Origin of the sequence: Mesonia sediminis, from assembly GCF_042684705.1 — a bacterium.
Lineage (GTDB): Bacteria > Bacteroidota > Bacteroidia > Flavobacteriales > Flavobacteriaceae > Mesonia > Mesonia sediminis.
Genome location: NZ_JBHULZ010000008.1, coordinates 1 through 23,762, shown reverse-complemented (window position 1 = coordinate 23,762; position 23,762 = coordinate 1). Strand labels below are relative to the sequence as shown.

The 23,762-nt window shown below is 36.0% G+C and carries 18 protein-coding genes; 10 read left to right on the top strand and 8 right to left on the bottom strand.

Features of this window, described 5'->3' with window-relative positions; translation table 11 throughout:
- Positions 1–147 precede the first annotated feature (147 nt).
- The 7 genes from ACFSQ0_RS01440 to ACFSQ0_RS01410 all read left to right on the top strand — a co-directional run bounded on the left by ACFSQ0_RS01440 (position 148) and on the right by ACFSQ0_RS01410 (position 9,590).
- Positions 148–4,020, top strand: a complete 3,873-nt coding sequence (locus ACFSQ0_RS01440) for an SdrD B-like domain-containing protein (RefSeq protein ID WP_379043132.1) — start codon at positions 148–150, stop codon at positions 4,018–4,020.
- A gap of 9 nt (positions 4,021–4,029) precedes the next feature.
- The gene (locus ACFSQ0_RS01435; RefSeq protein ID WP_379043129.1) at positions 4,030–4,959 is read left to right on the top strand and encodes a PorP/SprF family type IX secretion system membrane protein; all 930 of its coding nucleotides are present in this window, start codon (positions 4,030–4,032) and stop codon (positions 4,957–4,959) included.
- Between the two features lie 10 nt (positions 4,960–4,969).
- Positions 4,970–7,291, top strand: coding sequence for an OmpA family protein (locus tag ACFSQ0_RS01430; protein ID WP_379043126.1), 2,322 nt, complete (start codon positions 4,970–4,972; stop codon positions 7,289–7,291).
- A gap of 62 nt (positions 7,292–7,353) precedes the next feature.
- Entirely contained in the window at positions 7,354–7,869 is a 516-nt protein-coding gene (gene idi / locus ACFSQ0_RS01425; protein ID WP_379043123.1) for an isopentenyl-diphosphate Delta-isomerase, read from the top strand.
- A gap of 1 nt (position 7,870) precedes the next feature.
- Positions 7,871–8,281, top strand: coding sequence for a 6-pyruvoyl trahydropterin synthase family protein (locus tag ACFSQ0_RS01420; RefSeq protein WP_379043120.1), 411 nt, complete (start codon positions 7,871–7,873; stop codon positions 8,279–8,281).
- A complete protein-coding gene (locus ACFSQ0_RS01415; protein ID WP_379043117.1) occupies positions 8,265–9,257 on the top strand; it encodes a type I phosphomannose isomerase catalytic subunit in 993 nt (330 codons plus the stop codon). The genes ACFSQ0_RS01420 and ACFSQ0_RS01415 overlap by 17 nt, the downstream gene beginning before the upstream one ends.
- Before the next feature lie 66 nt (positions 9,258–9,323).
- A complete protein-coding gene (locus tag ACFSQ0_RS01410) occupies positions 9,324–9,590 on the top strand; it encodes a hypothetical protein (RefSeq protein WP_379043114.1) in 267 nt (88 codons plus the stop codon).
- Between the two features lie 5 nt (positions 9,591–9,595).
- On the opposite strand, the gene gldG is transcribed toward ACFSQ0_RS01410, so the two are convergent.
- Genes gldG through ACFSQ0_RS01390 form a run of 4 tightly spaced genes read right to left on the bottom strand, consistent with a single transcriptional unit; the run spans position 9,596 to position 13,125 of the window.
- Positions 9,596–11,266, bottom strand: a complete 1,671-nt coding sequence (gene gldG / locus ACFSQ0_RS01405; protein ID WP_379043111.1) for a gliding motility-associated ABC transporter substrate-binding protein GldG — start codon at positions 11,264–11,266, stop codon at positions 9,596–9,598.
- 1 nt (position 11,267) lies between these two features.
- On the bottom strand, positions 11,268–11,999 hold the full coding sequence (gene gldF / locus ACFSQ0_RS01400) for a gliding motility-associated ABC transporter permease subunit GldF (RefSeq protein ID WP_379043108.1): 732 nt from the start codon (positions 11,997–11,999) through the stop codon (positions 11,268–11,270).
- The gene (locus ACFSQ0_RS01395) at positions 11,999–12,295 is read right to left on the bottom strand and encodes a putative quinol monooxygenase (protein ID WP_379043105.1); all 297 of its coding nucleotides are present in this window, start codon (positions 12,293–12,295) and stop codon (positions 11,999–12,001) included. The genes gldF and ACFSQ0_RS01395 overlap by 1 nt, the downstream gene beginning before the upstream one ends.
- Positions 12,295–13,125: an SAM hydrolase/SAM-dependent halogenase family protein gene (locus ACFSQ0_RS01390; protein ID WP_379043102.1), complete on the bottom strand. Its 831-nt coding sequence runs from the start codon at positions 13,123–13,125 to the stop codon at positions 12,295–12,297. The genes ACFSQ0_RS01395 and ACFSQ0_RS01390 overlap by 1 nt, the downstream gene beginning before the upstream one ends.
- A gap of 93 nt (positions 13,126–13,218) precedes the next feature.
- Between ACFSQ0_RS01390 and ACFSQ0_RS01385 the strand changes: the two genes are divergently transcribed.
- A complete protein-coding gene (locus tag ACFSQ0_RS01385) occupies positions 13,219–14,172 on the top strand; it encodes a PhoH family protein (protein ID WP_379043099.1) in 954 nt (317 codons plus the stop codon).
- A 3-nt stretch (positions 14,173–14,175) separates the two neighbouring features.
- Positions 14,176–15,135 (top strand): phosphoribosylaminoimidazolesuccinocarboxamide synthase, encoded by a 960-nt coding sequence (locus ACFSQ0_RS01380; RefSeq protein ID WP_379043096.1) that lies wholly within the window; start codon positions 14,176–14,178, stop codon positions 15,133–15,135.
- Between the two features lie 57 nt (positions 15,136–15,192).
- Here ACFSQ0_RS01380 and ACFSQ0_RS01375 read toward each other — a convergent pair whose 3' ends face one another.
- Positions 15,193–16,284 carry a DNA topoisomerase IB gene (locus ACFSQ0_RS01375; RefSeq protein WP_379043093.1) on the bottom strand — a complete coding sequence of 364 codons (1,092 nt, stop codon included), beginning with the start codon at positions 16,282–16,284 and terminating at the stop codon, positions 15,193–15,195.
- Between the two features lie 132 nt (positions 16,285–16,416).
- A complete protein-coding gene (locus ACFSQ0_RS01370; RefSeq protein ID WP_379043089.1) occupies positions 16,417–17,505 on the bottom strand; it encodes a M42 family metallopeptidase in 1,089 nt (362 codons plus the stop codon).
- 105 nt (positions 17,506–17,610) lie between these two features.
- Here ACFSQ0_RS01370 and ACFSQ0_RS01365 point away from each other — a divergent pair, with 105 nt between their 5' ends.
- On the top strand, positions 17,611–18,282 hold the full coding sequence (locus tag ACFSQ0_RS01365) for a DUF4294 domain-containing protein (RefSeq protein ID WP_379043086.1): 672 nt from the start codon (positions 17,611–17,613) through the stop codon (positions 18,280–18,282).
- 114 nt (positions 18,283–18,396) lie between these two features.
- Here the strand turns inward: ACFSQ0_RS01365 and ACFSQ0_RS01360 are convergent, their stop codons facing one another.
- Both ACFSQ0_RS01360 and ACFSQ0_RS01355 read right to left on the bottom strand, forming a co-directional pair.
- Positions 18,397–19,818, bottom strand: a complete 1,422-nt coding sequence (locus ACFSQ0_RS01360) for a SusD/RagB family nutrient-binding outer membrane lipoprotein (RefSeq protein WP_379043084.1) — start codon at positions 19,816–19,818, stop codon at positions 18,397–18,399.
- 9 nt (positions 19,819–19,827) lie between these two features.
- Entirely contained in the window at positions 19,828–23,118 is a 3,291-nt protein-coding gene (locus tag ACFSQ0_RS01355; protein ID WP_379043080.1) for a SusC/RagA family TonB-linked outer membrane protein, read from the bottom strand.
- Positions 23,119–23,762: the final 644 nt, after the last annotated feature.

The following is a 23,762-nucleotide window of genomic DNA, read 5'->3' as shown; positions in this document are numbered from 1 at the left end:
TTATTGTTAATAATAAAAAAGTATGTAACTTTTAACTAATTCATTTTTATTAAATAATGCGTACCTTTACCCCAAATTAAAATTTTATTCTTCTGTACTTGAGTGGATAAGCTTTTATTAAACCTAACCAATAAATTTTCTTTCTGTATGAAGGTGTTTTTACGAGTTCTGTTTTTACTCTTTTTCTTGTTTGTTTTTGATTTTACTTACTCTCAGCAAAAACAACCGCCATCAATTTTTAGCATAGACGCTATTATTTTAGGAAACAACAGCATATTTGCCACTACCACTGTATCGGGTAGAATTTATCGAGATGCTAATAATAATGGTACCCAAGATCCGTTTGAGAATGGTATTCCCAATGTAGATGTTTTAATTTTTGGGGCAACTATTTCCCAAGCTGTTTCTACCGATGCCAATGGCGATTGGATAGCGGTTATAGATCCAGGGCCAACCACTATTGCTATTGATAATACTGATTTACCTCCAGGGTACATTCAAACAGAAGGTACAAATCCACAAACCATTAATGCTGTTGCCAATGTCGATAATTTTACCGATAATGATGGTTTTTATTTTGAAGGTCAAATAAACGGTCATTTATATTTTGATGTCAATGGTAATGGATCGCAAGATTCAGGCGAACCCGATATGCCTAATGTCACCATAAACATTACCGATACTTTTGGGCAAGTTACCAGTGTGAGTACAGATGCCAATGGAGACTGGCTAGCTACGGTTGCAGCTGTAGACGTAAGTATTGATATAGATGATAACGACCCCGACTTCCCTACAGGGGCTATACAAACTGAAGGAACAGATCCTACCCCTTTTACGGTAATCAATAATACCAATACTTTTACCGAAAATGACGGTTTTTATGAACAAGGTATATTAGAAGGGCATCTTTATTTAGATGTAAACGGTAACGGAACACAAGACACAAGTGAACCAGATTTAGCCAATATCGATGTGAACGTTGTTGATGCTTTGGGAACTACTCATGCCTTAATTACTGATGCAAACGGAAACTGGTCGGTAATTTTGCCAGCAGGAAATGCTACCTCTACTATAGATGTTAATGATCCCGATTTCCCCACAGGAGCGGTACAAACCGAAGGAACTAATCCTACTACAACCATGGTGGTGAACAATCAAACGGTTAGCGATGATGGAGTGTTAAATGATGGTTTTTTTGAATCAGGTACACTAGAGGGGCATGCTTATCTTGATAAAAATGGAAATGGAAGTCAAGACCCTACAGAGCCAGATTTGGCAAATGTAGATGTAAACATTACCACCTCTTTAGGTACTAACTTGGTTGTGGTTACAGATGCCGCTGGAAATTGGAGTGCTATGGTTCCTATTGGGAATACCACCGCTTTTATAGATGTAAATGATCCTGATTTTCCCACTGGTGCTATACAGACAGAAGGAACCAATCCTACCACAAGTTTTGTTACTTTGAATACAGTGGTAAGCGATGATGGGACTACAGTAAATGATGGATTTTATGAAGTAGGTACCTTAGAAGGTCGAGTTTACTTTGATGCCAACGGTAACGGCACCCAAGATAATCAAGAAACAGGTATTGCCAACGTTAGAGTAAATGTTACCGATGTGTTTAACACTACCCAAGTAGTTACCACTGATGGAAACGGAGACTGGTCTGTTAATCTGCCAGCAGGTACTGCAGTGTCAGATATTGAGAATAGTGATTTGCCTAACGGGGTGTTGCAAACCGAAGGAACAGATCCTACAACCAGCACCATTGTGACAGGTCAAATTACAAGCGACGACGGGCCCAATACCAATGATGGTTTTTTTGCGGAAGGTACACTGCTAGGCCACTTGTACCACGACCAAAACAATAATGGTGTTCAAGATGCGGGAGAACCTAATTTACCCAATGTAGATGTTCAAATAACCAATAGTTTGGGTATTACTACGGTAGTCACTACTAACGCAACTGGAGATTGGTCCATTACTACTCCAGTGGGAAATACAACTTCTTTAATCGATGTTAACGATCCAGATTTTTTAGTAGGAGCCGTACAAACCCAAGGTACGAATCCCACCACTACTGCCGTTACGGCAAATAACGTTTTAAATGAAGTTCCAGACGGATTTTATCTGCCAGCTCAAAACTTAGGTACGCTACAAGGCCATCTATATTTTGATAGCAATGGAAACGGAACCCAAGATGCCGGTGAGCCCGATTTAAGTTATGTTGATGTGGTAATAACCGATTCGCAAGGAATAATTCAAGTGGTAACCACCAATACTTCGGGCGATTGGAGTGCAAACGTGGCAGCCGGTAATACGCAATCGGCTATTGATAGAAATGATCCAGATTTTCCTGCGGGTGCCATTCAAACCGAAGGTACAGACCCTAGTATTACCGCTGTTACTGCCAATAATACGATAAGCGAAACACCAGATGGCTTCTCATTTACAAATCAGGCAACAGGAACTTTACAAGGTCATGTATACCACGATGTAAATGGTAACGGAACCCAAGATAGTGGTGAACCCGATTTTTCAAATGTTCAAATTATTGTTCAGGATGCTGCAAACTTAATTTATAATACTGTTACCGATGCTAATGGTGATTGGTCTGTAGTGGTTAATGCAGGGGCTGCGACCTCAAACATTAACAATGCCGACTTACCACCTGGTTTTGTGCAAACCCAAGGTACTGATCCTACAACAACTAATGTAATAGCCAATACCGTAACAGCTGAGACTCCCGATGGCTTTACAGATTCAAACTTACCTCTCGGCGAGTTAACGGGGCATATCTATTTTGATAGTAATAATAATGCCACTCAGGATACTGGAGAACCCAATTTACCTAATGTAGATGTGCAAATCATAGATGTAAATGGTATAATACAAGTAATTTCTACAGATGCTAATGGAGATTGGAAGGTAACGGTACCCGAAGGTTTAACCACTTCAGATATAGTCTTAACCGATCCAGATATGCCTGCGAATGTGGTTCAGACCGAGGGTTCTAATCCAACAATAACTGTAGTCGTAAAGAATACTTTTACAAGCGAAGTTCCAGATGGTTTCTTTGTGCCTAATACCCAATTTGGAATGCTCCAAGGTCATTTGTATGAGGATGCTAACAATAATGGCATACAGGACGCTGGCGAACCCGACTTGCCTAATGTTGATGTAGTAATAACCGATGCACTGGGTATACAACAAACCTTGGTTACCGATACTGCCGGAAATTGGAGTGTTAGCGTGCCAGAAGGTATAACCCGTAGCGAAATTCAAACCACAGATCCAGATTTTCCTGCCGGTGCGGTACAAACCCAAGGAACAAATCCTACGCTTACCGTGGTGGTGGCAAACACTACAACCAGTGAAGTGCCTGACGGATTTTACACTACGGGTAATGAAGTTGAAGTTTTTAGAGGGATTGTTTACTTGGATGTAAACGGTAACGGAACCCAAGATGACAACGAGCCAGGTATTCCAAATATTCCAGTACAAATCACCGATGGTCAAGGAAATATGATTCAAGTACAAACAGATAGTCAAGGGGAATGGGAAGAAGAGATATTTACAGGGCAAGTATTGTCTTATATAGATGTAGATAGTCCTAATTTTCCCTCCTACTCGTATCAGACAGAAGGGAGTAATCCTAGTAGTTTTACTTTGCTGAAGGATTCACCAATTTTCGAGAAAAATGGTTATCACTTAGAACCTTTACACGTATACAATGCGATTTCTCCTAATGGTGATGGTAAAAATGACGTACTTATTATTCAAGGTATCGAGCGTTATCCTGATAATGAATTCAAGGTGTTCAATCGTTGGGGAGTGTTGGTTTATGAAGCGAAAGGTTATGGACAAGACAATAAGTTTTTTACTGGCTTTAGTCAAGGAAGAGCCACCCTTAATAAGGATGAAAAATTACCTTCAGGAACTTACTTTTATACCTTAAAGTATAGAGATAGTAATAATCAAGAACGAGATTTAGACGGTTATTTGTACATCAATTAATAAAATAGTATGAACAAGAATATTTTTCTTTTAATCATAAGTATGGTGCTTGTTGTACCATTTAGTAATGCACAACAAGACGCACAATTTACACAATATATGTACAATCCGCTTAGCTTTAACCCAGCCTATGCGGGTAGTCGTGATGTGCTTAGTGCCGTTCTAATTCATCGTTCACAATGGTTGGGCGTACAAGGAGCTCCAACCACACAGCATTTGAGTGGTCATAGCCCAATAAATGAGACTATGAGTGTAGGCTTAAATATTATGCGTGATGAGGTAGGGCCAATGCAAGAAAATACTATTCAAGCAAGTTATAGCTACGGTATTTTTCTTAATCGAAGCTTGAGACTTAACTTCGGTTTGCAATTGGGAGCAAATTTACTCGATGTAGATTTTAATAAATTATCGATTAGAGACCCTAATGATCCCAACTTTGCTGAAAATATCGATAAGAAGTTTTCGCCACAATTCGGTTTAGGTGCCATGCTATATGATGAAAATTATTATGTTGGAATTAGCGTTCCAAATCTGGTTGAAACCGAACATTTTGATCAATCCAATAATTCAAATTCGAAAACTTTAGTAAAAGAAAAAGCCTCTTTCTATCTAACTGGGGGGTACGTTTGGCAAGTTTCTCCCAATTTAAAATTTAAGCCTACTTTACTATCAAAAATTACAACGGGCTCTCCCTTGCAAATAGATATTTCAACAAACTTCTTGTTGTATGATAAATTTACGCTAGGAGCTGCTTACCGTTGGGATTCGGCTATAAGTGCATTGGCTGCATTTCAAATTTCAGACTCCTGGTTGATAGGTGTTGCCTACGATATGGAAACGACCTCTTATTCGGCCTACAACAATGGTAGCCTAGAAGCCTTCTTAAGATTTGAGTTATTCAAGAAATACAATAAAATGCTAACGCCACGATTCTTCTAAAAAATTGGTTATGAAAATGCGAAATATTACTTACTTACTTTTTCTTATCGTCTTTTTCTTTCAAAGCGCATTATTGGCACAGGAAGATAAACTAAAAGAAGCAGATAAAATGTTCGATAGGTATGCCTTTATAGATGCCCGAGAAATATACTTAGAAGTGGCAAAAGCGGGCTATGAGTCTGAAAACCTTTTTAAAAAACTTGGGGACTCTTATTATTTTAACGGAGAACTTACTCAAGCACTCAATTGGTATGAAAAGCTCTATGCATTGAAAACAGAAAATCTAGACGAGAGTTATTTGTTTAGGTATGCCATGGCTTTAAAAAGTAATGAACAGTACAAAAAATCGGATTCGGTGCTTCTAGAGTTTGAAAAATTAAAAGAAAATGATTCGCGGGTTGAACTTTTAAAAGGAGAACGAAATTACCTCGAATTAATTGAACTGCAATCTGGTAAGTTTGAAATTGAATTGGCTAATATCAATTCAAAGTTATCAGACTTTTCGCCCCAAGTGGTTGATAGTTTGTTGATTTTTGCATCCAATAAGGAAGTTGCTTCTACAGTAAAAAGGGTTCATGAATGGAATAAACAACCTTATTTAGACTTGTATTTTGTAAAGCTTAATGAAGATAATCAAATTGTGAGCGAGCCAACCCCATTTGAAGAAACCATTAATTCAAAATTCCACGAATCTTCGGCTTGTATGACAAAAGATGGCTTAACCCTCTATTTTACCCGAAATAATTACAATAAGAAAAAATACGGAAAAAGTGAGGAGGGAATCAATTTTTTAAAAATATATAAATCAGAACGTGAAAGTATAGATGCCCCTTGGGGAACACCAGAGGAGTTACCCTTTAATAATGATAACTATTCCGTAGCACATCCTACCTTAAATAAAGACGAGACTAAGTTATTTTTCGCCTCAGATATGCCAGGTACTAGAGGAATGTCTGATATTTATTTTGTCGAAATTTTAGCTGACGGTTTTGGGGATCCTGTAAATTTAGGCGAGCACATTAATACAGAAGCCAGGGAAACTTTCCCATACTTTTCAGATAAAAATGAGCTTTATTTTGCCAGTGATGGGCATATTGGTCTAGGAGGTCTAGATGTATTTGTCACCGTTTTGAAAGAGGATGGTACATTTGGCGAAGTTTTTAATGTTGGCGCACCTATAAACAGTTCAAAAGATGACTTTAGCTTCGTATTTACACAAGGAAGCAAAAAAGGTTTTTTTGCTAGTAACCGTCCAGGCGGATTAGGCGAAGATGATATCTATCATTTCACTCAAAAAGAAGATTTAATAACCGCCTGTCAACAATATGTGAGTGGAGTAATTACGCAAACCGAGAACCAACAACCCATTGCAGGAGTGAAAGTAGAGTTGTATGATGAAAATTTAACTTTCCTAGATGAAACGGTTACAGATGATGAAGGGGGCTATGAATTTACTCTTGATTGCGATACACGTTATATTATACGAGTTTCAAAAGATCAATTCAAAACCGACGAGAAGCTGTTAAAATCGGGGTCTGAATTTGAGAAAAATTTTGATCTTCCTTTGAACGTAGAAAAAGGAGGTAATTCAACCTTGGGCGTAACTAAAGCGGGAAAAGGAGATGATTTACGAAGTCTGCTACAACTCGACCCTATTTATTTTGATTTAGATGATAGTCAAATAAGAGCAGATGCTGAGGTGGAATTACAAAAAATCGTTGCAGTACTTAAAAAGTATCCTGAGATGAAAATTGATATACGATCGCATACCGACAGTAGAGCTGGAGACGCCTATAATATGCTTTTATCAGAAAAAAGGGCACAAGCAACCTTGTCATACCTTAGAAACCAAGGTATTTCTTCAAAACGAATATCAGGAAAAGGGTATGGCGAGACGCAATTAATCAACCATTGTGAAAACAATGTACCTTGCTCAGAACAAGAACATCAATTAAATCGTAGGTCAGAATTTATCATATTAAATGATAATGAAACACCAGAGGAGCTAAGAAAAAACATCAGTAAACGTCAGCTAGAAAGCCAGCAAATAAAAGACAAAACAGAAAATAATAAGCTTACTACAACTTACGATTTTACTGGAAATGAGATTTATTATACCGTTCAAATTGCAGCGGTAAATAAAAACAATCCTTTGGTTCGTTTCAATGAGGTTTCTAGTGTATTTAACCATGTTTATCCCGATGGGCTACGAAGATATTTCTCTAAGTTATTTAAAACGAGAGAGGAAGCAGAGCAGTATAAGATGGTCGTTCGTGAGGCTGGTATCCAAGGTGCCTTTGTGGTAGGAATTCAAGGGCAGAACAGATTCTAAAAAAAGGCTAAACCACCATTATAGTTTAGGTTATCTCAAATACTTTTGTATTTTTGATAACTATGGAAGAACAAGTGATTTTGGTAAACGAGAAGGATGAGCAAATCGGTTTGATGGAAAAAATTGAAGCTCACCAAAAGGCTTTATTGCATAGAGCGTTCTCGGTTTTTGTCTTTAACGACAAAGATGAAGTGATGATTCAACAACGTGCCTTAGGTAAATACCATTCCCCAGGGTTATGGACCAATACTTGCTGTAGTCATCAAAAGCCAGGCGAAACCAATACTCAGGCCGGTGAAAGACGACTGCAAGAAGAAATGGGTTTTACCACGCCTTTAAAAGAAGTTACTTCTTTTATATACAAGGCCCCATTTGACAATGGTTTAACAGAACATGAATTTGACTATATCTTAATTGGGCATTATAATGATGTACCTCAAATTAACGAAGAAGAGGTAGCATCTTGGAAATGGGTTACTTTAGATTTTTTGAAAAAAGACATCGAAGCCAATCCCGATATTTATACCGCTTGGTTTAAAATTATTTTCGAAAAGTATTATCAATATATTTCAAAATAACATGGTTAGCGTTTGTAGGAAAGCACATTTTAATGCGGCTCATAGGCTTTTTAATAAAGAATGGAGCGATGAAAAAAATAAAGCTGTATTTGGTAAGTGTAGCAATCCGCTTTATCATGGTCATAATTATGAGTTGGAAGTTCAAGTAACTGGACCGGTAGATCCAGTCACGGGTTTTGTTATTGATTTAGGGCTATTAAAGCAATTAATTAAAGAAAAGGTTGAAGACGTTTTAGATCATAAAAACCTCAATTTGGAAGTTCCAGAATTTAAGGACCTAAATCCTACAGCAGAAAACATAGCCATTGTTATTTTTAATTATTTGAGACCATATTTAGATGAAGATTTAAAGCTCGCAATTACCTTATACGAAACACCTAGAAATTTTGTTAAATATGAAGGAAAGAAATAAGGAAGCTAAGCTAAGCCCACTTTTATTTAAACCTATCTTAAAACAAAAAGTATGGGGAGGTACTCGTTTAGTTAAAGAGTTTAATAAGCCCTCGAATTTTGACAAAATTGGAGAAAGTTGGGAAATAAGTGATGTCAAAAACAATTCATCAGTCGTTGTTCAAGGTCCTTTTAAAGACCAAACCTTAAGTGCTCTTTTACAAAAATTTAAAGGTGAATTAGTGGGGCCTAAGGTTTATAAAAAATTTGGTGATACTTTTCCCCTTTTAATTAAATTTATAGACGCTAGCGAGAATTTATCGGTGCAACTACACCCCGACGATAATTTGGCCCAAAAGCGCCACAATAGTTTTGGGAAAACAGAAATGTGGTATGTAGTAAAAGCCGATGAAGATGCTCATTTAATAACTGGTTTTAAGGAGCCTTGTACAAAAGAAAACTATTTGCAAGCATTAAATCAGGGAGATATAGCTTCAATATTAAAAAAAGAGTTTGTTGAGGCTGGTGACGTTTTTTTTATAAGCCCTGGTTTAATTCACGCCATTGGTAAGGGTACCTTATTGGCCGAAATACAGCAGACTAGTGATGTTACTTACCGTGTGTATGATTGGGACCGTGTTGATATTGATGGGAATAAACGTGAACTGCATACAGATTTGGCAATAGATGCCATTGATTTTTCTTTTCCTATTCATTATAAAATATCCTATGAAGAGAAAGTTAATCAACCTGTAAGCCTAGTTGAAAATATTTTTTTTACTACTCAAAAACTCAATTTGGTAGATGTAACCAATTTTTCTATTGAAATTATAGATTCGTTTGTTATTCTAATTGTTATTGAAGGAAAAATAATAATTAAAGATAAGCATAATACAATGAGCGTTGAAGCGGGGCAGAGCGTTCTTATACCTTACCAATTAAAACAAGCAGTGAATATTTCTGCCAAACAGGCTACAGTTCTTCATGTGAGCATTTAATATTAACTTGAATTCTTTTTTTACACGTATAAATAGACTAATTTTGGCGAATAAAATTATAATGCTATGGCAAGTAAGAAAAACCTGAAAAAAGATTTAAATTATGTGATGAGCGATATTATAGAAACCGCTATCATATATCAAATAGCTCATCCAGAGGAAGACGCAAAAGAAACAGATGCTATTATTGCAGATGCCGTTAGCGATTTCAATGCTATGATTACAAAAATTAACCAAAGAGATGTAGAGCATAAGGGTAAGCACCTTAAAGAAGTGAGCAAAGAAATTGAAACTAAAGCACACGACTTAATTTCAAGAATCAACGCTTTGTAAATATTTTAGCGAGCATACTTTCTCTTTCTAAGATTATAGTAAATAGCTGCAGCTATCGTTAATATTAATAGCGGTAAGCCTAAATTTAAAAGTTGCCAAGTTAACCGTTCTTGTGCAACTTTTTCTGTATTTAAGAAAGCCAATTTTACATCTTTACTGCGAAGTGCCAAAAGACCTTTGTCATCTAACATATAGTTTACCGCATTTATCAAAAGCGACTTGTTTCCATAAGTGGTTCCAGTAAATCGGTCAAAACCCAATTCAATAGGGCCATTTCTACCAAATTCATTTTTAACAATATCCCCATCGGCTATAACTACCATTTGAGTGGAATCACTACTTTCTCTATAGTCTTTATAATCTACCGGTTTAATTCTTTTATCATAAACCGATTTAAATTTTCCTTCTATTAAAACACCTATATTCTTGGTGCCTTGATTAAAACCTTTAGCTTCAGTTTGGCTTACGAGTTCCTGTAAATTGAGTAAACTTGGTACTTGTTCTAATTTGGTTTTTGGTGAGCTGTGTAATAAAATGGTCTTTTTTAATCCCTTTCTTTCAAGTGTGTCTATGGGGCTAGAAAACTCGAGTTTTACCGCTTCTATATTTTTGATTATGGGATGGTTATTTGTGCTTATTGCTAAGGGCGAATAAAACCAAGGGATAGGTTTAAACTGCGTATTGTTTCCTTCACCCTGAGCCAAAATCAGTGGTGCCGATACAAGGTCTTGTACCAAGCTTGGATTAATTCGTATACCGTAGCTAAAAAAATAATCTTGTAAATTCAAGTTTTTCGGCATCGCAAGAGCAGTTTTTTCCGGATTGCTAAACAAGCTATCCTTTTCTATAATAACGCCTTCTGTCAGCCAAAGCATTTTACCGCCTTGCATTAAATATTGGTCTAAAACAAACTTTTCTTTTTCTGTGAAAGCCATACTAGGTTTAGCTTCAATTACCAAATCAAAACCTTCAAGTTGCTTTAATGTCTTTATAGGATTTACGACCGTAGAATCTAAAGTAAATGGTGCTATATAATAAAACTCTTTAAGAGAATTTACAAAATCGGCTATATGGGGATCTGCCAATTCTCCATTACCGCGCATTACCGCAATTTTTTTTGTCTTTTCGTATACCAACTGGTTAAGCGCACTGGCAAAATTATATTCAAGATTTGCAATTGAAAGATTTACTATCTCCTCATTACTACTGGTAATATTCTTTTTTAAAAGCGGAATTTTCACTTGTTTGTCATTTAATTCGGCAACAGCCCAAGGAAACATAAGTCGCTCTGTTAACTTGCCATTTTCTCTTATATTAAGCGATTCTGGCGTCATTCCTGCTTGGTAAAACCTTTGAGCCACTTGTTGTGCATCTTCCTCTTGATTAAGCGGATTGATAAACTCAAACTTTACATTTTTATTTAGTGCTGCAAATTCTTCTAGTAAATACTGGGTTTCTAGCTGAAGTCTTTTAAATTCACCGGGAAAATCTCCTCTTAAAAAAACCCTTATAGCAACAGGTTCTGTTACATCAGAAATAATATTTTTGGTGTTGTTCGATAAGGTGTACTGCTGGGCTGAGGTCAAATCAAATCGGTAAAAGAAAAAGTTACCCAAGATGTTGATCAAAACAATTCCTAACACAAAAAGGAGTAATGGTTTTAGATTTTTAAGCATACTAAGCGATTTCTTTACGGATTTGGTTTCTGGTTAAAAATATAAATAGGGCGATAATACTAAAAAAATAAATGAGATCGCGAGTGTCTATCACGCCACGACTTATGCTTTTATAGTGATAATTAATCCCCAGATAAGAAAGATCATATTGTTGGTTTCCTAGGAGGTGGATGCCTTCTAGATTATCTAAACCAACAAAGAAAATAAATAATAGTAGCACCGAGGCCATAAAAGCCATTATTTGATTTTTTGAAATACTTGAACAAAATAAACTTATGGCAGCATAGGTAGCACTTAATAAGACTAATCCGATATAACTGGTGAAGAGTGCTCCAAAATCGGCATTTCCTGGTGTTTTACCCAACTGGTAAATGCTAAATACGTAAAGGATGGTTGGTAAAATGGCCATTAAGCTTATGGTTAAAACGCCTAGATATTTACCCCATACTAATTGATTGTGAGAAATTGGCTTGGTAAGTAATAGCTCTAGTGTGCCCTGCTTTTTTTCTTCAGAAAAACTACGCATACTTATCGCAGGAATTAAAAATATAAAAATCCAGGGAGCAATAGTAAAAAACGGAGTGAGATTGGCAAATCCGAAATCAAGTATATTGTACCCGGTGTTAAACACCCACAAAAACAAACCGTTAAGTGTTAGGAATACACCAATCACCAAATAGCCGGTGAGATTAGAAAAAAAAGATTGGAGTTCTTTTAAATAAATAGCTTTCATTAATCTAAAGTATAAAGTTTATCTAGTGTCCAAGCCTCTGGTTTGGCATTAAAACCTGCTTTAGTTGCTGGCCAAATTAATTTAAATAATTGGGAATGACGATAGCGCTCTAAAGCCTCTTGGTTTTCCCAATAACTATAGGTAAAAAATATATTATCATGATTTTTGTCTTGATAGAGTTCTAAGAATTGGCAGCCTTCAAAACCTCTTATTTTTGTTTTGTATTCTTCAAAAAGAGATTTAAAATCAATTACCGCCTCTGGTTTAAAAGACAATTTAACTATTCGTACTATCATTAATTAAAATTTATGGTTATGGTGTCTAGCAATTTTAGCCCCAGTAAGGTCGAGGCACTTCCTACAGTATGTGGGTTACTTTTATAGATAGCAATTTCTAAGTAATTGGCCGTGTTAAAAATAGCCATTTTTTTACCCTCTTCTTCTCGAATTTCTTTAGCTTCATTAAAGTCTATAGCGTGGCTATAGGTATCGTATATTTTTGTAAAACGCGTGGTTCGCGCACTTATTACAAAATCACGCCCTTTTCCTATTTGCTGAATGGTATTACGCGTTACATTGGTTACCACATTGCCATAATTGTCTATATATATAACGTGACCTTGTATTTGATTTTGAGCATCATTTATTTGAGGCTTTATCGCTTTTAATTGTTTAATTGCTGTAATGGGTTTTCCAATAACCTCTAGCGTACCACCTCGTGCAATATGAGATGCTACTTTTACAAATATATCTAAAACCGGAAAAGTGGTTTCGACCGCATCGTGGATATTGATTTCTACAATTTTTTGTGGATTGATTTCTGATGCGATTAACGAAAGGATTCCATTGTCTGCACAAATAAAATAATGATCATCTAAAGCAATGGCTAAATGTTTGTTTTCTGGTGTGATTTCTGAATCAACACCAATAATATGAATGCTGCCTTTTGGAAAAGTGTGATAAGCATTTTTGATAATATAAGCCGCTTCTAAAGTATGAAAAGGAGATACCTCATGGCTTATATCAACAATATTAACATCGCCAAGCTCACTAAAAATAGAACCCTTTATAGCCCCAATAGAGGGGTCTTTAAATCCAAAGTCTGTCGTAAGCGTAATAATGGGCATAAAAGTTAATCTTTAAATGCTAAACTTTACTTAGTTTTTGCGTAAATTTGTGATGCGAATTTAATTATAAAAGACCAATAAATACACGCCCATTTGAACGAAGTTGAAATAGAATTACAAGAGATAAGTCCAAAAGAATTTTTTGGGTCTCAAAATAGTAACATACAATTGTTAAAACGCTATTTTCCGAAACTTAAAATTGTTGCTCGAGGAAATAAAATTAAAGCATTTGGAGATGAAGAACGATTAATAGAATTTGATAAGCGTCTTCATATGCTGTTAGAGTACTTTGCCAAGTATAATAAACTTGATGAAAACGGGATTGAGCGTATACTCACAAGTGATAAAAAAGAAGATTACGAGACAAGTCTTTCCAGTTCAGATATTTTAGTTCACGGCGTAGGGGGCAGGTTAATTAAGGCTCAAACGGCCAACCAGCGTAAACTGGTTGAGCTCTGCCAAAAGAATGATCTGGTATTCGCAGTTGGTCCTGCCGGTACAGGTAAAACATACACCGGCGTTGCACTAGCTGTAAAAGCACTAAAAGAAAGACAAGTTAGAAGAATAATTTTAACTCGACCCGCAGTTGAAGCAGGAGAAAACTTAGGCTTTTTGCCAGGTGATTTGAAAGAAAAATTAGACCCATATATGCAGCCACTTTATGATGGTTTACGCGATATGATTCCGCATGAAAAGCTTGAATCATTTATTGAAAAAGGAACTATACAAATAGCCCCCATGGCGTTTATGCGTGGTAGGACTCTTGACGATGCTTTTGTAATTCTTGATGAAGCACAAAACACCACCCACGCCCAAATGAAGATGTTTTTAACACGAATGGGGAAAAACGCTAAATTCATGATTACAGGCGATCCAGGTCAAATAGACCTTCCGCCGCGCGTTACCTCTGGCTTAAAAGAAGCCCTTTTGGTACTTAAAGGTATTAAAGGAATTGGTATGGTATTTCTTGACGATAAAGATGTAATAAGACATAAATTGGTAAAAGAAGTAATCGCAGCCTATAAAAAAATAGAAACTCCAGAATAAAAAATGACAAATACCCTAACTCAAACTCAGTTCAATTTCCCTAATCAAAAAAGACATTATAAAGGGAAAGTACGCGAGGTATATTTTTTAGAAAATGATTTGTTAGTCATGATTGCGACCGATAGGTTGAGTGCTTTTGATGTCATATTACCTAAAGGCATTCCTTATAAAGGTCAAATACTAAACCAGATTGCAACAAAAATGATGCAAGAGACTGCAGATATTGTACCCAATTGGCTAGAGGCAACCCCAGATCCCAACGTAGCTATAGGAAAAAGTTGTGAGCCTTTTAAAGTAGAAATGGTTATTCGTGGCTATTTGGCAGGCCACGCCGCTAGAGAGTACAAGGCAGGAAATAGAATTTTAAGTGGTGTTGCTCTGCCAGAGGGACTAAGAGAAAATGACAAATTGCCTGAACCCATAATCACGCCAGCCACCAAAGCAGAGCAAGGGGATCATGACGAAGATATATCGCGAGAAGAAATTATTCAAAAGGGTATAGTAAGTGACGAAGATTATTTACAATTAGAGAAATATACTTATGCACTTTTTCAAAGAGGGTCTGAGATTGCCGCTTCACGCGGATTGATTTTAGTAGATACCAAATATGAATTTGGAAAAACAAAATCAGGTGAAATTGTATTAATCGATGAAATACATACACCCGATTCTTCACGCTACTTTTACGCCGACGGTTATGAGGAGAGACAAAAGAACAATCAAAAACAAAAACAATTATCTAAGGAGTTTGTTCGAGAATGGTTAATTGAAAACAATTTTCAAGGTAAGCCAGGTCAAAAGTTACCCGAAATGAGTGACGCGTTTTGCGAACTCGTTTCAAAACGCTACATAGAGCTGTATGAGAAAATTACTGGTGAGAAATTTATAAAAGCATCATTAGAAAATTTAGCGGAAAGAATAGAAAAAAATATTAAGCAATATTTAAGTAACAAAAAGAATTAAAAATTTTTTAAAAAGCCATCTCAAATAAGAGGTGGTTTTTTAATTATATTTAGGATTTTAATTTTTTGCGCACGAACTTTCTTTCTTAGGAATATTTAACTCATAGCTCTCAACTAATTTTAAAATTTGACACTCTGTAGGTGATAAGTATTTATTTTCTGAAACGTTATCTATTTCATTTAAAGCGCCCTTCCTATATTGTTGAGGTAGAATTGGGTGTACGTAATACTTTTTACAAACCGCTCTTGTGTTTCCCAAATTTTTTGCGGTTTCATCGTATGCCTTAAGAATATTCTTTTCAATTGTTTTTTGATCCTCGGTTTTAGGCAGGTCTACTAAATATTCATAAAAAATACAACTAGCTCCCCACGTCCTAAAGTCTTTTGCCGAGTAAAATTCTCCGCAACTGGATTGTATGTAATTATTAATCAAACCGCTATCAATGGTTTCTTTGTCACCATTTTTATCGTAATAGCTAAACAACTCCCAACCTGGTATTTCTTCACATTTATTAATCAATCGCATAAGTTCGGGGTCATCTACAACTATATGATGTTTCTTCCCCTTTTTTCCGATGAAATCGATCGACATTTCATCCTCCTTTCTAGAAATATGCTTATTGCGTAAAGTAGATAAACCATAGGTTTTATTTTTTTTGGCGTAATATTGGTTCCCCACCCGTATATGGGTTTCTTCTAGCAGCTTAATTACAATGGCTAATACCTTTTCTTTTGGCATCCCTGGACGGTTCAAATCTTTTTCTAAACGCTTACGAATAATAGGTAATTTTTTCCCAAAAGCAAGCATTTTAAAAAATTTGGTCTGATTTTTAAATTTAGACCAAATAGGATGATACTTATATACTTTTCTTTGTTTAGTATCTCTTCCTACAGCTTGTAAATGCCCGTTTTCAATAGGCGAGATTTTAACCTCTTGCCATCCAGGCGGAATACGTAGCTTTTTAAAGCGTTCAATTTGCTTTCTAGCTTTTATTTTCCTCTTTCGATTATCTGTGTAATAAAATCCTCGACCATGTTTATGCCTTCTAATCGTCAAATCTTTGTTCTTTACATATATTAAATTAGCCACAGCGGCGAATTTCTCTGGAGCATCCTTCCATTTTCTTAGACGATCAATATTTAACTGCATTCTTACTTTTCTTTTCTAAATTTAAAAAAGATAATCTAAGGAGCTACTTAATAAATAGTGAATTTTTATTTAAAAAAACAAGGGCAATTGAAAATTCAAAAGCCCTTGTTTTGAAACGATATCTATAAAGATTTAATCGAAGTAGCTAAAAGTTTCTCCGTCTTTAATTTTTAATAAACTTTCATAAATCAGTTTGATCACGTTTTCTACATCATCCCGGTGAACCATTTCAACGGTGGTATGCATATAGCGTAGGGGTAAAGAAATCAAAGCAGAAGCTACACCGCCATTGCTATAAGCAAATGCATCGGTATCGGTACCAGTAGCTCTGCTGACCGCTGCACGTTGAAAAGGAATCTTTTTCTCTGTCGCGGTATCAATGATCATTTCTCTTAATTTATTTTGAACAGCAGGAGCATAACTTATAACTGGGCCATCGCCAATTTTGGTTTCGCCTTCTTTCTTTTTGTCAATCATAGGAGTTGTCGTGTCGTGCGTCACATCTGTAACTATGGCTACATTTGGCTTTATTCTTTGCGTAATCATTTCTGCTCCTCTTAATCCGATCTCTTCTTGCACAGAATTGGTTATGTAAAGGCCAAAGGGTAATTCTATTTTATTTTCTTTTAAAAGCCTAGCTACTTCAGCAATCATAAAGCCACCCATTCTGTTATCAAGTGCTCGACAAACGAATTTATTTTCATTTAAGATGAAAAACTCATCGGGATATGTAATAACACAACCTACGTGAACACCAAGTTTTTCAACTTCTTCCTTTGTGGTGCATCCTACATCAATGGTAATGTTTTCTAGCTTTGGATGCTCTTCATTGCTTTTGTCTCTTGTATGTATAGCTGGCCAGCCAAATACCCCTTGAACGATTCCTTCTTTCGTGTGAATATTTACTCGTTTTGATGCCGCAATCATGTGATCACTTCCGCCATTTCTAATCACGTGAATCAGTCCGTCTTCAGTTATATAATTTACATACCACGAAATTTCATCAGCGTGTCCTTCTATTACCACTTTAAAAGGAGCATCTGGGTTAATTACTCCCACTGCAGTTCCGTAGGTATCGGTAATGAAATCATCTACATAAGGCTTTAAATAATTCATCCAAAGTTTTTGACCCTCCCATTCATAGCCTGTAGGAGCAGCATTATTTAAATAGCTTTCTAGAAAATTTAATGATGACTTGTTTAATAGTGAATCTTCGTCCATATAAATTTATTTTTTTGATTCACGAATGTACACAATAAATTTTTCATTTGCCGATTTGTACCTTACTTTTGGTATGGTTTTCGATCATATTAAAATAAAAAAATCGTGCGCAGCTTTTTAATTTTTACATTCTCTATTACTTTTCCTTTATTGGGTTTTTCTCAGAAGGTAACCACCCAATCTTCGAATAGAAATAAGGAGATTAAATTAAAATATCTGATAGAAAATGATAGTACCATTGTAGATCCTGTTAAATTAGAAGAGGTTGTGTTACTTAGCCCAATGAAATTCAAGAGTAGGTTAGAGCGCAGGGAATATTTAATTTTAAAACGAAAAACTAGAAAGGTGTGGCCTTATGCTACACTAGCTGCCGAACGTTTACAGACATTAAATAAACGGCTCGAAAATATTGAACGAAAGGCCGATAAACGCCGCTATACCAAGATAATCCAACGTTATATTGAAGAAGAGTTTACTGAAGAACTTAAAAAACTTACGAAAACAGAAGGCCAGATTTTGGTTAAATTAATGTATCGGCAAACAGGTGAAACTACTTTTGATATTGTGAGAAATTTGAAAAGTGGTTGGCGTGCCTTCTGGTACAATACTACAGCCAGTTTGTTTAATATCTCGCTTAAAGAAAAATATGATCCTATTAATGTAAAAGAAGATTATTATATCGAGCATATTTTACAACGTTCTTTTCAGCGAGGTATTTTAGAACGTCAGCCCGCTGTAGATGAAATTAATTTATTAAACTTAAAAAAGAAATTCTAATTATTGGAAAGATTATTTCTATTTTAAACTTTTATGTATTAAAAAACCCGAGCCTTGGCTCGGGTTTCCTAACAATATAGAGTCTAGTGGAACGGACCGGCTATTGTTATCAAATTAATCTTCATCCCAAAATAAGGGTGTCTGTTGATCATCACCTCCAATGGCGGCAGAACCCGCTTCATAATTGGCGGCATTTAAATTTTGCTCATTGATAGGATAAGTATATCGTAAAGGTACTGGGTTACCCGATTGAGCTGCAGTATTTAGTGTTGGATTGTTTAATTTTCTCCAAACATACCAGCCTTGCATTGGGTTATCAAACATAGCTATCCAGAATTGCTTTCCTACCAATTCTTTCCAATTGGCGGCATTATAACTTACTCCTGGCTGGGCAAGATAGGCTGCGGCTAAGGATGAATCTCCCGTCCAATAGGTAATACTCGCAGTAATTCCGTTCTCATAATGTGAAGCGGCATTACTCACTCCACCTACACCTTCCGCCGCAGCTTGAGCCAAGAGAAATTCTACTTCAGCGTAATCCATTAGAATACCTGGGTGAGAAGGATCAGTCATTTTATCACTGAGATGCGTGTGTGAGCCGTAAGGGCTTTCGGCACCATATGTACCGCCAATATATCCGCTAACATTGTCATCAAAATAAGCCATTCTGCGTGGATCATTTAAGGTGTTCATATAGTCAACTATGGTGTTGGCAGCCACATAGTCATTACGACCGCTTTGAATTACATCTTCCCAAATTGGGTTGGTGTTTGGTGGTGAATCTAAATAGGTGAATAATGCATTATCATCATTAGATGTCATTACTCCATTGGTTGTTGCTGCTTGTATAGCATCATTAGCTAAAGTAGCGTTAACATTTATTAGCCTGGCTCCCAAACGTAATAATAGTGAGTTACTAAACTTTTGCCATTTGGCCATATCTCCACCATAGATTAAATCTTGGCTTGAGAATCCTTGTCCTGCAAAGTCACTATTTATGGCAATTAACTGCATAATTAAGTCTTCATAAATACCAGCAGCGTTATCATATTTAGGTAGGTAGTTGTCTTTTGCAAGAGCTTCAGAATAAGGGATATCACCAAAGGTATCTACCAAAAACTGCCAAGTATACACTTCGATAACTGTAATTTGTGCTATTCGTGCATCAACTTCTTCTTGCGTTAATAAGTCTTCGTTCTCAAGCACGGTTTCTTTCGCATCTTTGAGATCGCGTAATACATTTCTATATAAAATTGACCAATGGTTTTGAGGAATATTTCTTTCTCTCAATTCATAATTCGGTTCATCTAAATATGTCGTAGCGGTTAAGTACTGACTTATGAACCTGAATATATTAGTATTTACATTTAAGTTTGCATTTTGATCAGACAAACTTTTTGTTGCATTACTAAATAGAAATCCTGCGGGAACGCTTTCCGGATTTTTAGGATCTTCATTCAATCGCTCGTATTTATCATCACTACACGCAGTAATTAATAGCAGTAGTGAGAATAAGGGTATGATATATTTTTTCATTGTCATAATTTAAAAGGTTAATTTAAGACTTGCACCAAACTCACGTACGGCAGGATATGCACCAGATTGGTAACCTTGTACATTTCCTGAGCTTAATCCAGCTTCTGGGTCAGAAAACGGTATATTCTTATCGATTATCCATAAATTTCTACCTATCAAAGAAATTGATGCGGTATTAATAAATGTTTTTTCTAAAAGATTGTCATTAAATCTATATGTTAAGTTTACTTCACGTAGTTTAACAAAAGAAGCATCGTAAACGTGATCTTTATTAGCCGCACGAGCATATCCGTATGGATTTGCATAGGTGTTAAAACTAGCGCGGGTAGTGTTGGGTTGACCATCTTCGGTTACTCCAGGTAGAATTAAGCCACCACTATCTGCACCATTAGTTACAGGATCTCTTAAAGGATTCCCAAGGTCATTTAAGCCAGTTGTATTTTTATACAAACCAGTAGCATAACCGTACCAAGTATCAAGAGAAAAGATATCACCACCTTTTTGTACATCAATTAAAAAACCTAAACTTAAGTTTTTATATTTAAAGGTGTTTTGAATACCACCAGTCCAATCAGGTTGAATGTTACCAATAATGTTATTGTTGCTATCGGTAGTCAAATAATATCCATTAGAACCAACAACACGCTGGCCATTTTCATTGTAAATATAGTCTGTTCCACGAATAGCTCCGTATGGCTGCCCTGGACTAGCATCTATTGTTATTCCTCCTTGTAAACTTGCCAAAGGTAAGTTGTCCAAACCTTCCTCTAAAGATATCACTTCACTTCTGTTCCGCGCCCAATTTACTGTCATATTCCAACTGAAATCTTCCATTTTTATGGGGTTAAGACGCATTTGTACTTCAAAACCTTTGTTTTCTAAAGAACCTGCATTTCGAATCGTTGAAGAGAAACCAGTCGCATTTGAAATCGAAACAGGAGTAATTAGATCTTCAGTAGTATTATTATAATACGTTACATCAAATCCAAGTCGATTTTTAAGGAAATTAGCTTCTAAACCGAATTCATAAGCTTTGAGGCGCTCAGGTTTTAGGTCTGGATTTCGAAGTAGGTTAACATTACTAGCTACTGCAGCCTCTCCAAACGGATCAAGCAAAGCTAAGGTCTGAATTATTCGCTGCGGATCGGTATCATTAGAAACCTCTGCATAGTTGGCTCTAAATTTTGCAAAAGATAACCAGTCTTCTTCAATAATATTTGAAAGTAAAATACTGGTTGAGATAGAAGGGTAGTAATAGGAATTATTATCTGCTGGCAACGAAGAAGAACGGTCTCTTCTTAACGTACCTTCAATAAAATAAGTATTTAAATACCCTAAACTTGCTCGTGCATATAAACCATCAACCATTTTGGTGGCCTCATATTCGGTAGGTGCTAATAAATTAGATACCGTATTGCTTAGAGCATATAAACCAGGTACTCGAAGACCGCCGTTGGTAGATTGCGAAATGCTATTCCAATCTTGACGTCGTAAATTCCAACCTGCAATCCCTTCTAGATTTAAATCATCGTTTAAATCTTTATTAAAAGATAGAATAATGTCATAATTGTATTCAGACTGTGTGTTTAAATATTTAGAGTAACCAGAAACTCCAGAACTTCCTACATTTCTTCGTTCTTCACGGATTTCATTGTAGGTGTCAAAAGTAAATCTTCCTAATACACTAAAAACATCATTAAGCTCATAGTTTAAATTGAAATTACCAAAGTATCTGTGACGATTATCGGTTTGGTAATTTTCATAACGGGTCCAGTATGGGTTGTCTGAGTAAATAGGTCTTAAGTCAGTTCTACTTCTTGGATTCCAAGTAATATTTTGACGCGTCAATAAATAAGCCTCCTTTTGTTCTTTTAGGTCAACATTTGTTTGCCACCATTGTCTAAATTGCTGCATTGGGTTTTCAGAATCATAACCCGTACCATATCTTCCTTTTCCATCTGTTTTTACATAATTAAAGGTAGCACCGGCCTTAAACTTTTCAGTAAGATCCTGCTGACCACTAAACTTAATCGTATTTCTTTTGATTTTACTATTGGGTAAAACACCTTCTTGATCAAAGTTAGTAACGCTTAAGCGAAATGTACCTGTGTCGCTTCCGCCATCTAACGCGAAAGAGTTAATGGTAGTCATTCCCGTTTCCCAAATCGAATTTGGGTCATTTTTACCAGGTAGCCATGGTGTAGCTTGCCCGAAGGTTGGTAAAGAAGGGTAAATAGAATTCCATTGGTTTACCATAATATTAGGATTAAATGCTGCTCCATACGAGGCATCTTCGGTAAATGGAGTGTATAAAGTGTTGTAAACCCCGTTTCCATTTGAATCAACGTTGGTAAAATAAGGATCCCAAGGTTGAGAACCAGGTTGGTCTTCCCAATAAATAGCATCTCCATTAACGTCGGTACCAATCCTATCAGAATAATAAGGACCATAACCAGCACCATATTCTTTTTGATATTCGGGTAAAGTCTCATCGTTTACTTCAGAAACCATTACCGTCGAAGAAACACTAACTCCAATACCTTTACGTTTTTGGCCTTTCTTAGTCTCTATAATAATTGCTCCATTTGCTGCTCTTGACCCATAAAGCGCAGTTGCGGCTGCACCTTTCAAAACGTTAATAGACGCAATATCCTCAGGGTTAATATCTGTGGCGGCATTACCGTAGTCATATCCTCCTCGACCACCTTGCTGATCGGTGGTATTATTATTACTGTTATCTATAATAATACCATCGATTACGTATAAAGCTTGGTTATTTCCTGTCAAAGAAGCATTACCCCTAATAACAGTATTTGAAGATCCGCCCATAGTACCCGAAGGATTAACTTGTAAACCGGCAACTTTACCTTGAAGCGAGTTTACAAAGTTTGATTGGGGTACATCCGAAACCTCATTACCACTAACTTCTTGGGTGGCATAACCTAATGATTTCTTTTCACGCTCAATACCTAAAGCGGTCACTACTACTTCATCTAACTCTGAAGCGTCAGCTTTCATAATTACATCTATAGTAGATTTGCTCCCTACCATTTTTTTAGTGGTCACCATTCCCACATAGCTAAATACTAGGGTTGATTCTGAAGAAGCACTAATACTATAATTTCCATCGAAATCAGTCTGTGTTCCTTGCGTTGTGCCTTCAATTAATACGTTTACACCAGGTAAAGGCATGCCTGTTTCATCGGTTACCGTTCCAGTAACTGTTTTTTCTTGAGCCATAATTAAAGTGCTCATGAAAAAAAACAGAAGTGATGAAATCACTTTCATTTTAGTTTTCATATTTCTTGTTTTATTTGAATTAGCCAAATCTAAAGTACAAAAATTGATAGAACAAAATGTTAAAACTTGTTTTTTTAACAAATTAGCTGTTAATATGTTAAAAATTAATTAAAACTAATAATAGTGCTGTTTGATTTTGTAATAAGAAATTAAAACTATATTTAAAAAAGCACTCGGTTTATAGTTATGACTCTTTTAAAGACCGATTATCACTCCATCGCTTTCGCGGAATTATTCTCGTTTCATATTAATAATTAGGCCAGCTTAAATAGGAGTGAGAGGATTTTGATTCTTTTCCGATCCTGAATTTTTGCAATAAGAATAAGCCTATAGAATAAGAGTATAAGCAAGTAAACTTCCATTTTAGTAAGCCTGAAAAAAAAACTTTTAAAAAACTTTAGGTGGTTAAATCACTTGTTAGCAAGCCATTAGTATTTCATTAAAAAATAAATCAAAAAAAAGCCCATAAAAAGTTTGCGCAATGGAATAAAGGTTCTACATTTGCACCCGCAAACGACGCAAGTCATTGTAAGTTCATTTAAAAGCGAAATAGTTTAGTTTAGGGGTTGTGAGATAAAGAAAGACTTTTTATCTTTGCCTTCTTAAATAAGCTAAGCGGTTGTCAAAAATAAATTTTAAAAAAA

Excerpts from the sequence above, each read along its gene's own strand:
- ACFSQ0_RS01440 (WP_379043132.1), top strand. The coding sequence starts at position 148 with ATGAAGGTGTTTTTACGAGTTCTGTTTTTACTCTTTTTCTTGTTTGTT.
- ACFSQ0_RS01435 (WP_379043129.1), top strand. The coding sequence starts at position 4,030 with ATGAACAAGAATATTTTTCTTTTAATCATAAGTATGGTGCTTGTTGTA.
- ACFSQ0_RS01430 (WP_379043126.1), top strand. The coding sequence starts at position 4,970 with ATGAAAATGCGAAATATTACTTACTTACTTTTTCTTATCGTCTTTTTC.
- idi (WP_379043123.1), top strand. The coding sequence starts at position 7,354 with ATGGAAGAACAAGTGATTTTGGTAAACGAGAAGGATGAGCAAATCGGT.
- ACFSQ0_RS01420 (WP_379043120.1), top strand. The coding sequence starts at position 7,871 with ATGGTTAGCGTTTGTAGGAAAGCACATTTTAATGCGGCTCATAGGCTT.
- ACFSQ0_RS01415 (WP_379043117.1), top strand. The coding sequence starts at position 8,265 with ATGAAGGAAAGAAATAAGGAAGCTAAGCTAAGCCCACTTTTATTTAAA.
- ACFSQ0_RS01410 (WP_379043114.1), top strand. The coding sequence starts at position 9,324 with ATGGCAAGTAAGAAAAACCTGAAAAAAGATTTAAATTATGTGATGAGC.
- gldG (WP_379043111.1), bottom strand. The coding sequence starts at position 11,266 with ATGCTTAAAAATCTAAAACCATTACTCCTTTTTGTGTTAGGAATTGTT.
- gldF (WP_379043108.1), bottom strand. The coding sequence starts at position 11,999 with ATGAAAGCTATTTATTTAAAAGAACTCCAATCTTTTTTTTCTAATCTC.
- ACFSQ0_RS01395 (WP_379043105.1), bottom strand. The coding sequence starts at position 12,295 with ATGATAGTACGAATAGTTAAATTGTCTTTTAAACCAGAGGCGGTAATT.
- ACFSQ0_RS01390 (WP_379043102.1), bottom strand. The coding sequence starts at position 13,125 with ATGCCCATTATTACGCTTACGACAGACTTTGGATTTAAAGACCCCTCT.
- ACFSQ0_RS01380 (WP_379043096.1), top strand. The coding sequence starts at position 14,176 with ATGACAAATACCCTAACTCAAACTCAGTTCAATTTCCCTAATCAAAAA.
- ACFSQ0_RS01375 (WP_379043093.1), bottom strand. The coding sequence starts at position 16,284 with ATGCAGTTAAATATTGATCGTCTAAGAAAATGGAAGGATGCTCCAGAG.
- ACFSQ0_RS01370 (WP_379043089.1), bottom strand. The coding sequence starts at position 17,505 with ATGGACGAAGATTCACTATTAAACAAGTCATCATTAAATTTTCTAGAA.
- ACFSQ0_RS01360 (WP_379043084.1), bottom strand. The coding sequence starts at position 19,818 with ATGAAAAAATATATCATACCCTTATTCTCACTACTGCTATTAATTACT.
- ACFSQ0_RS01355 (WP_379043080.1), bottom strand. The coding sequence starts at position 23,118 with ATGAAAACTAAAATGAAAGTGATTTCATCACTTCTGTTTTTTTTCATG.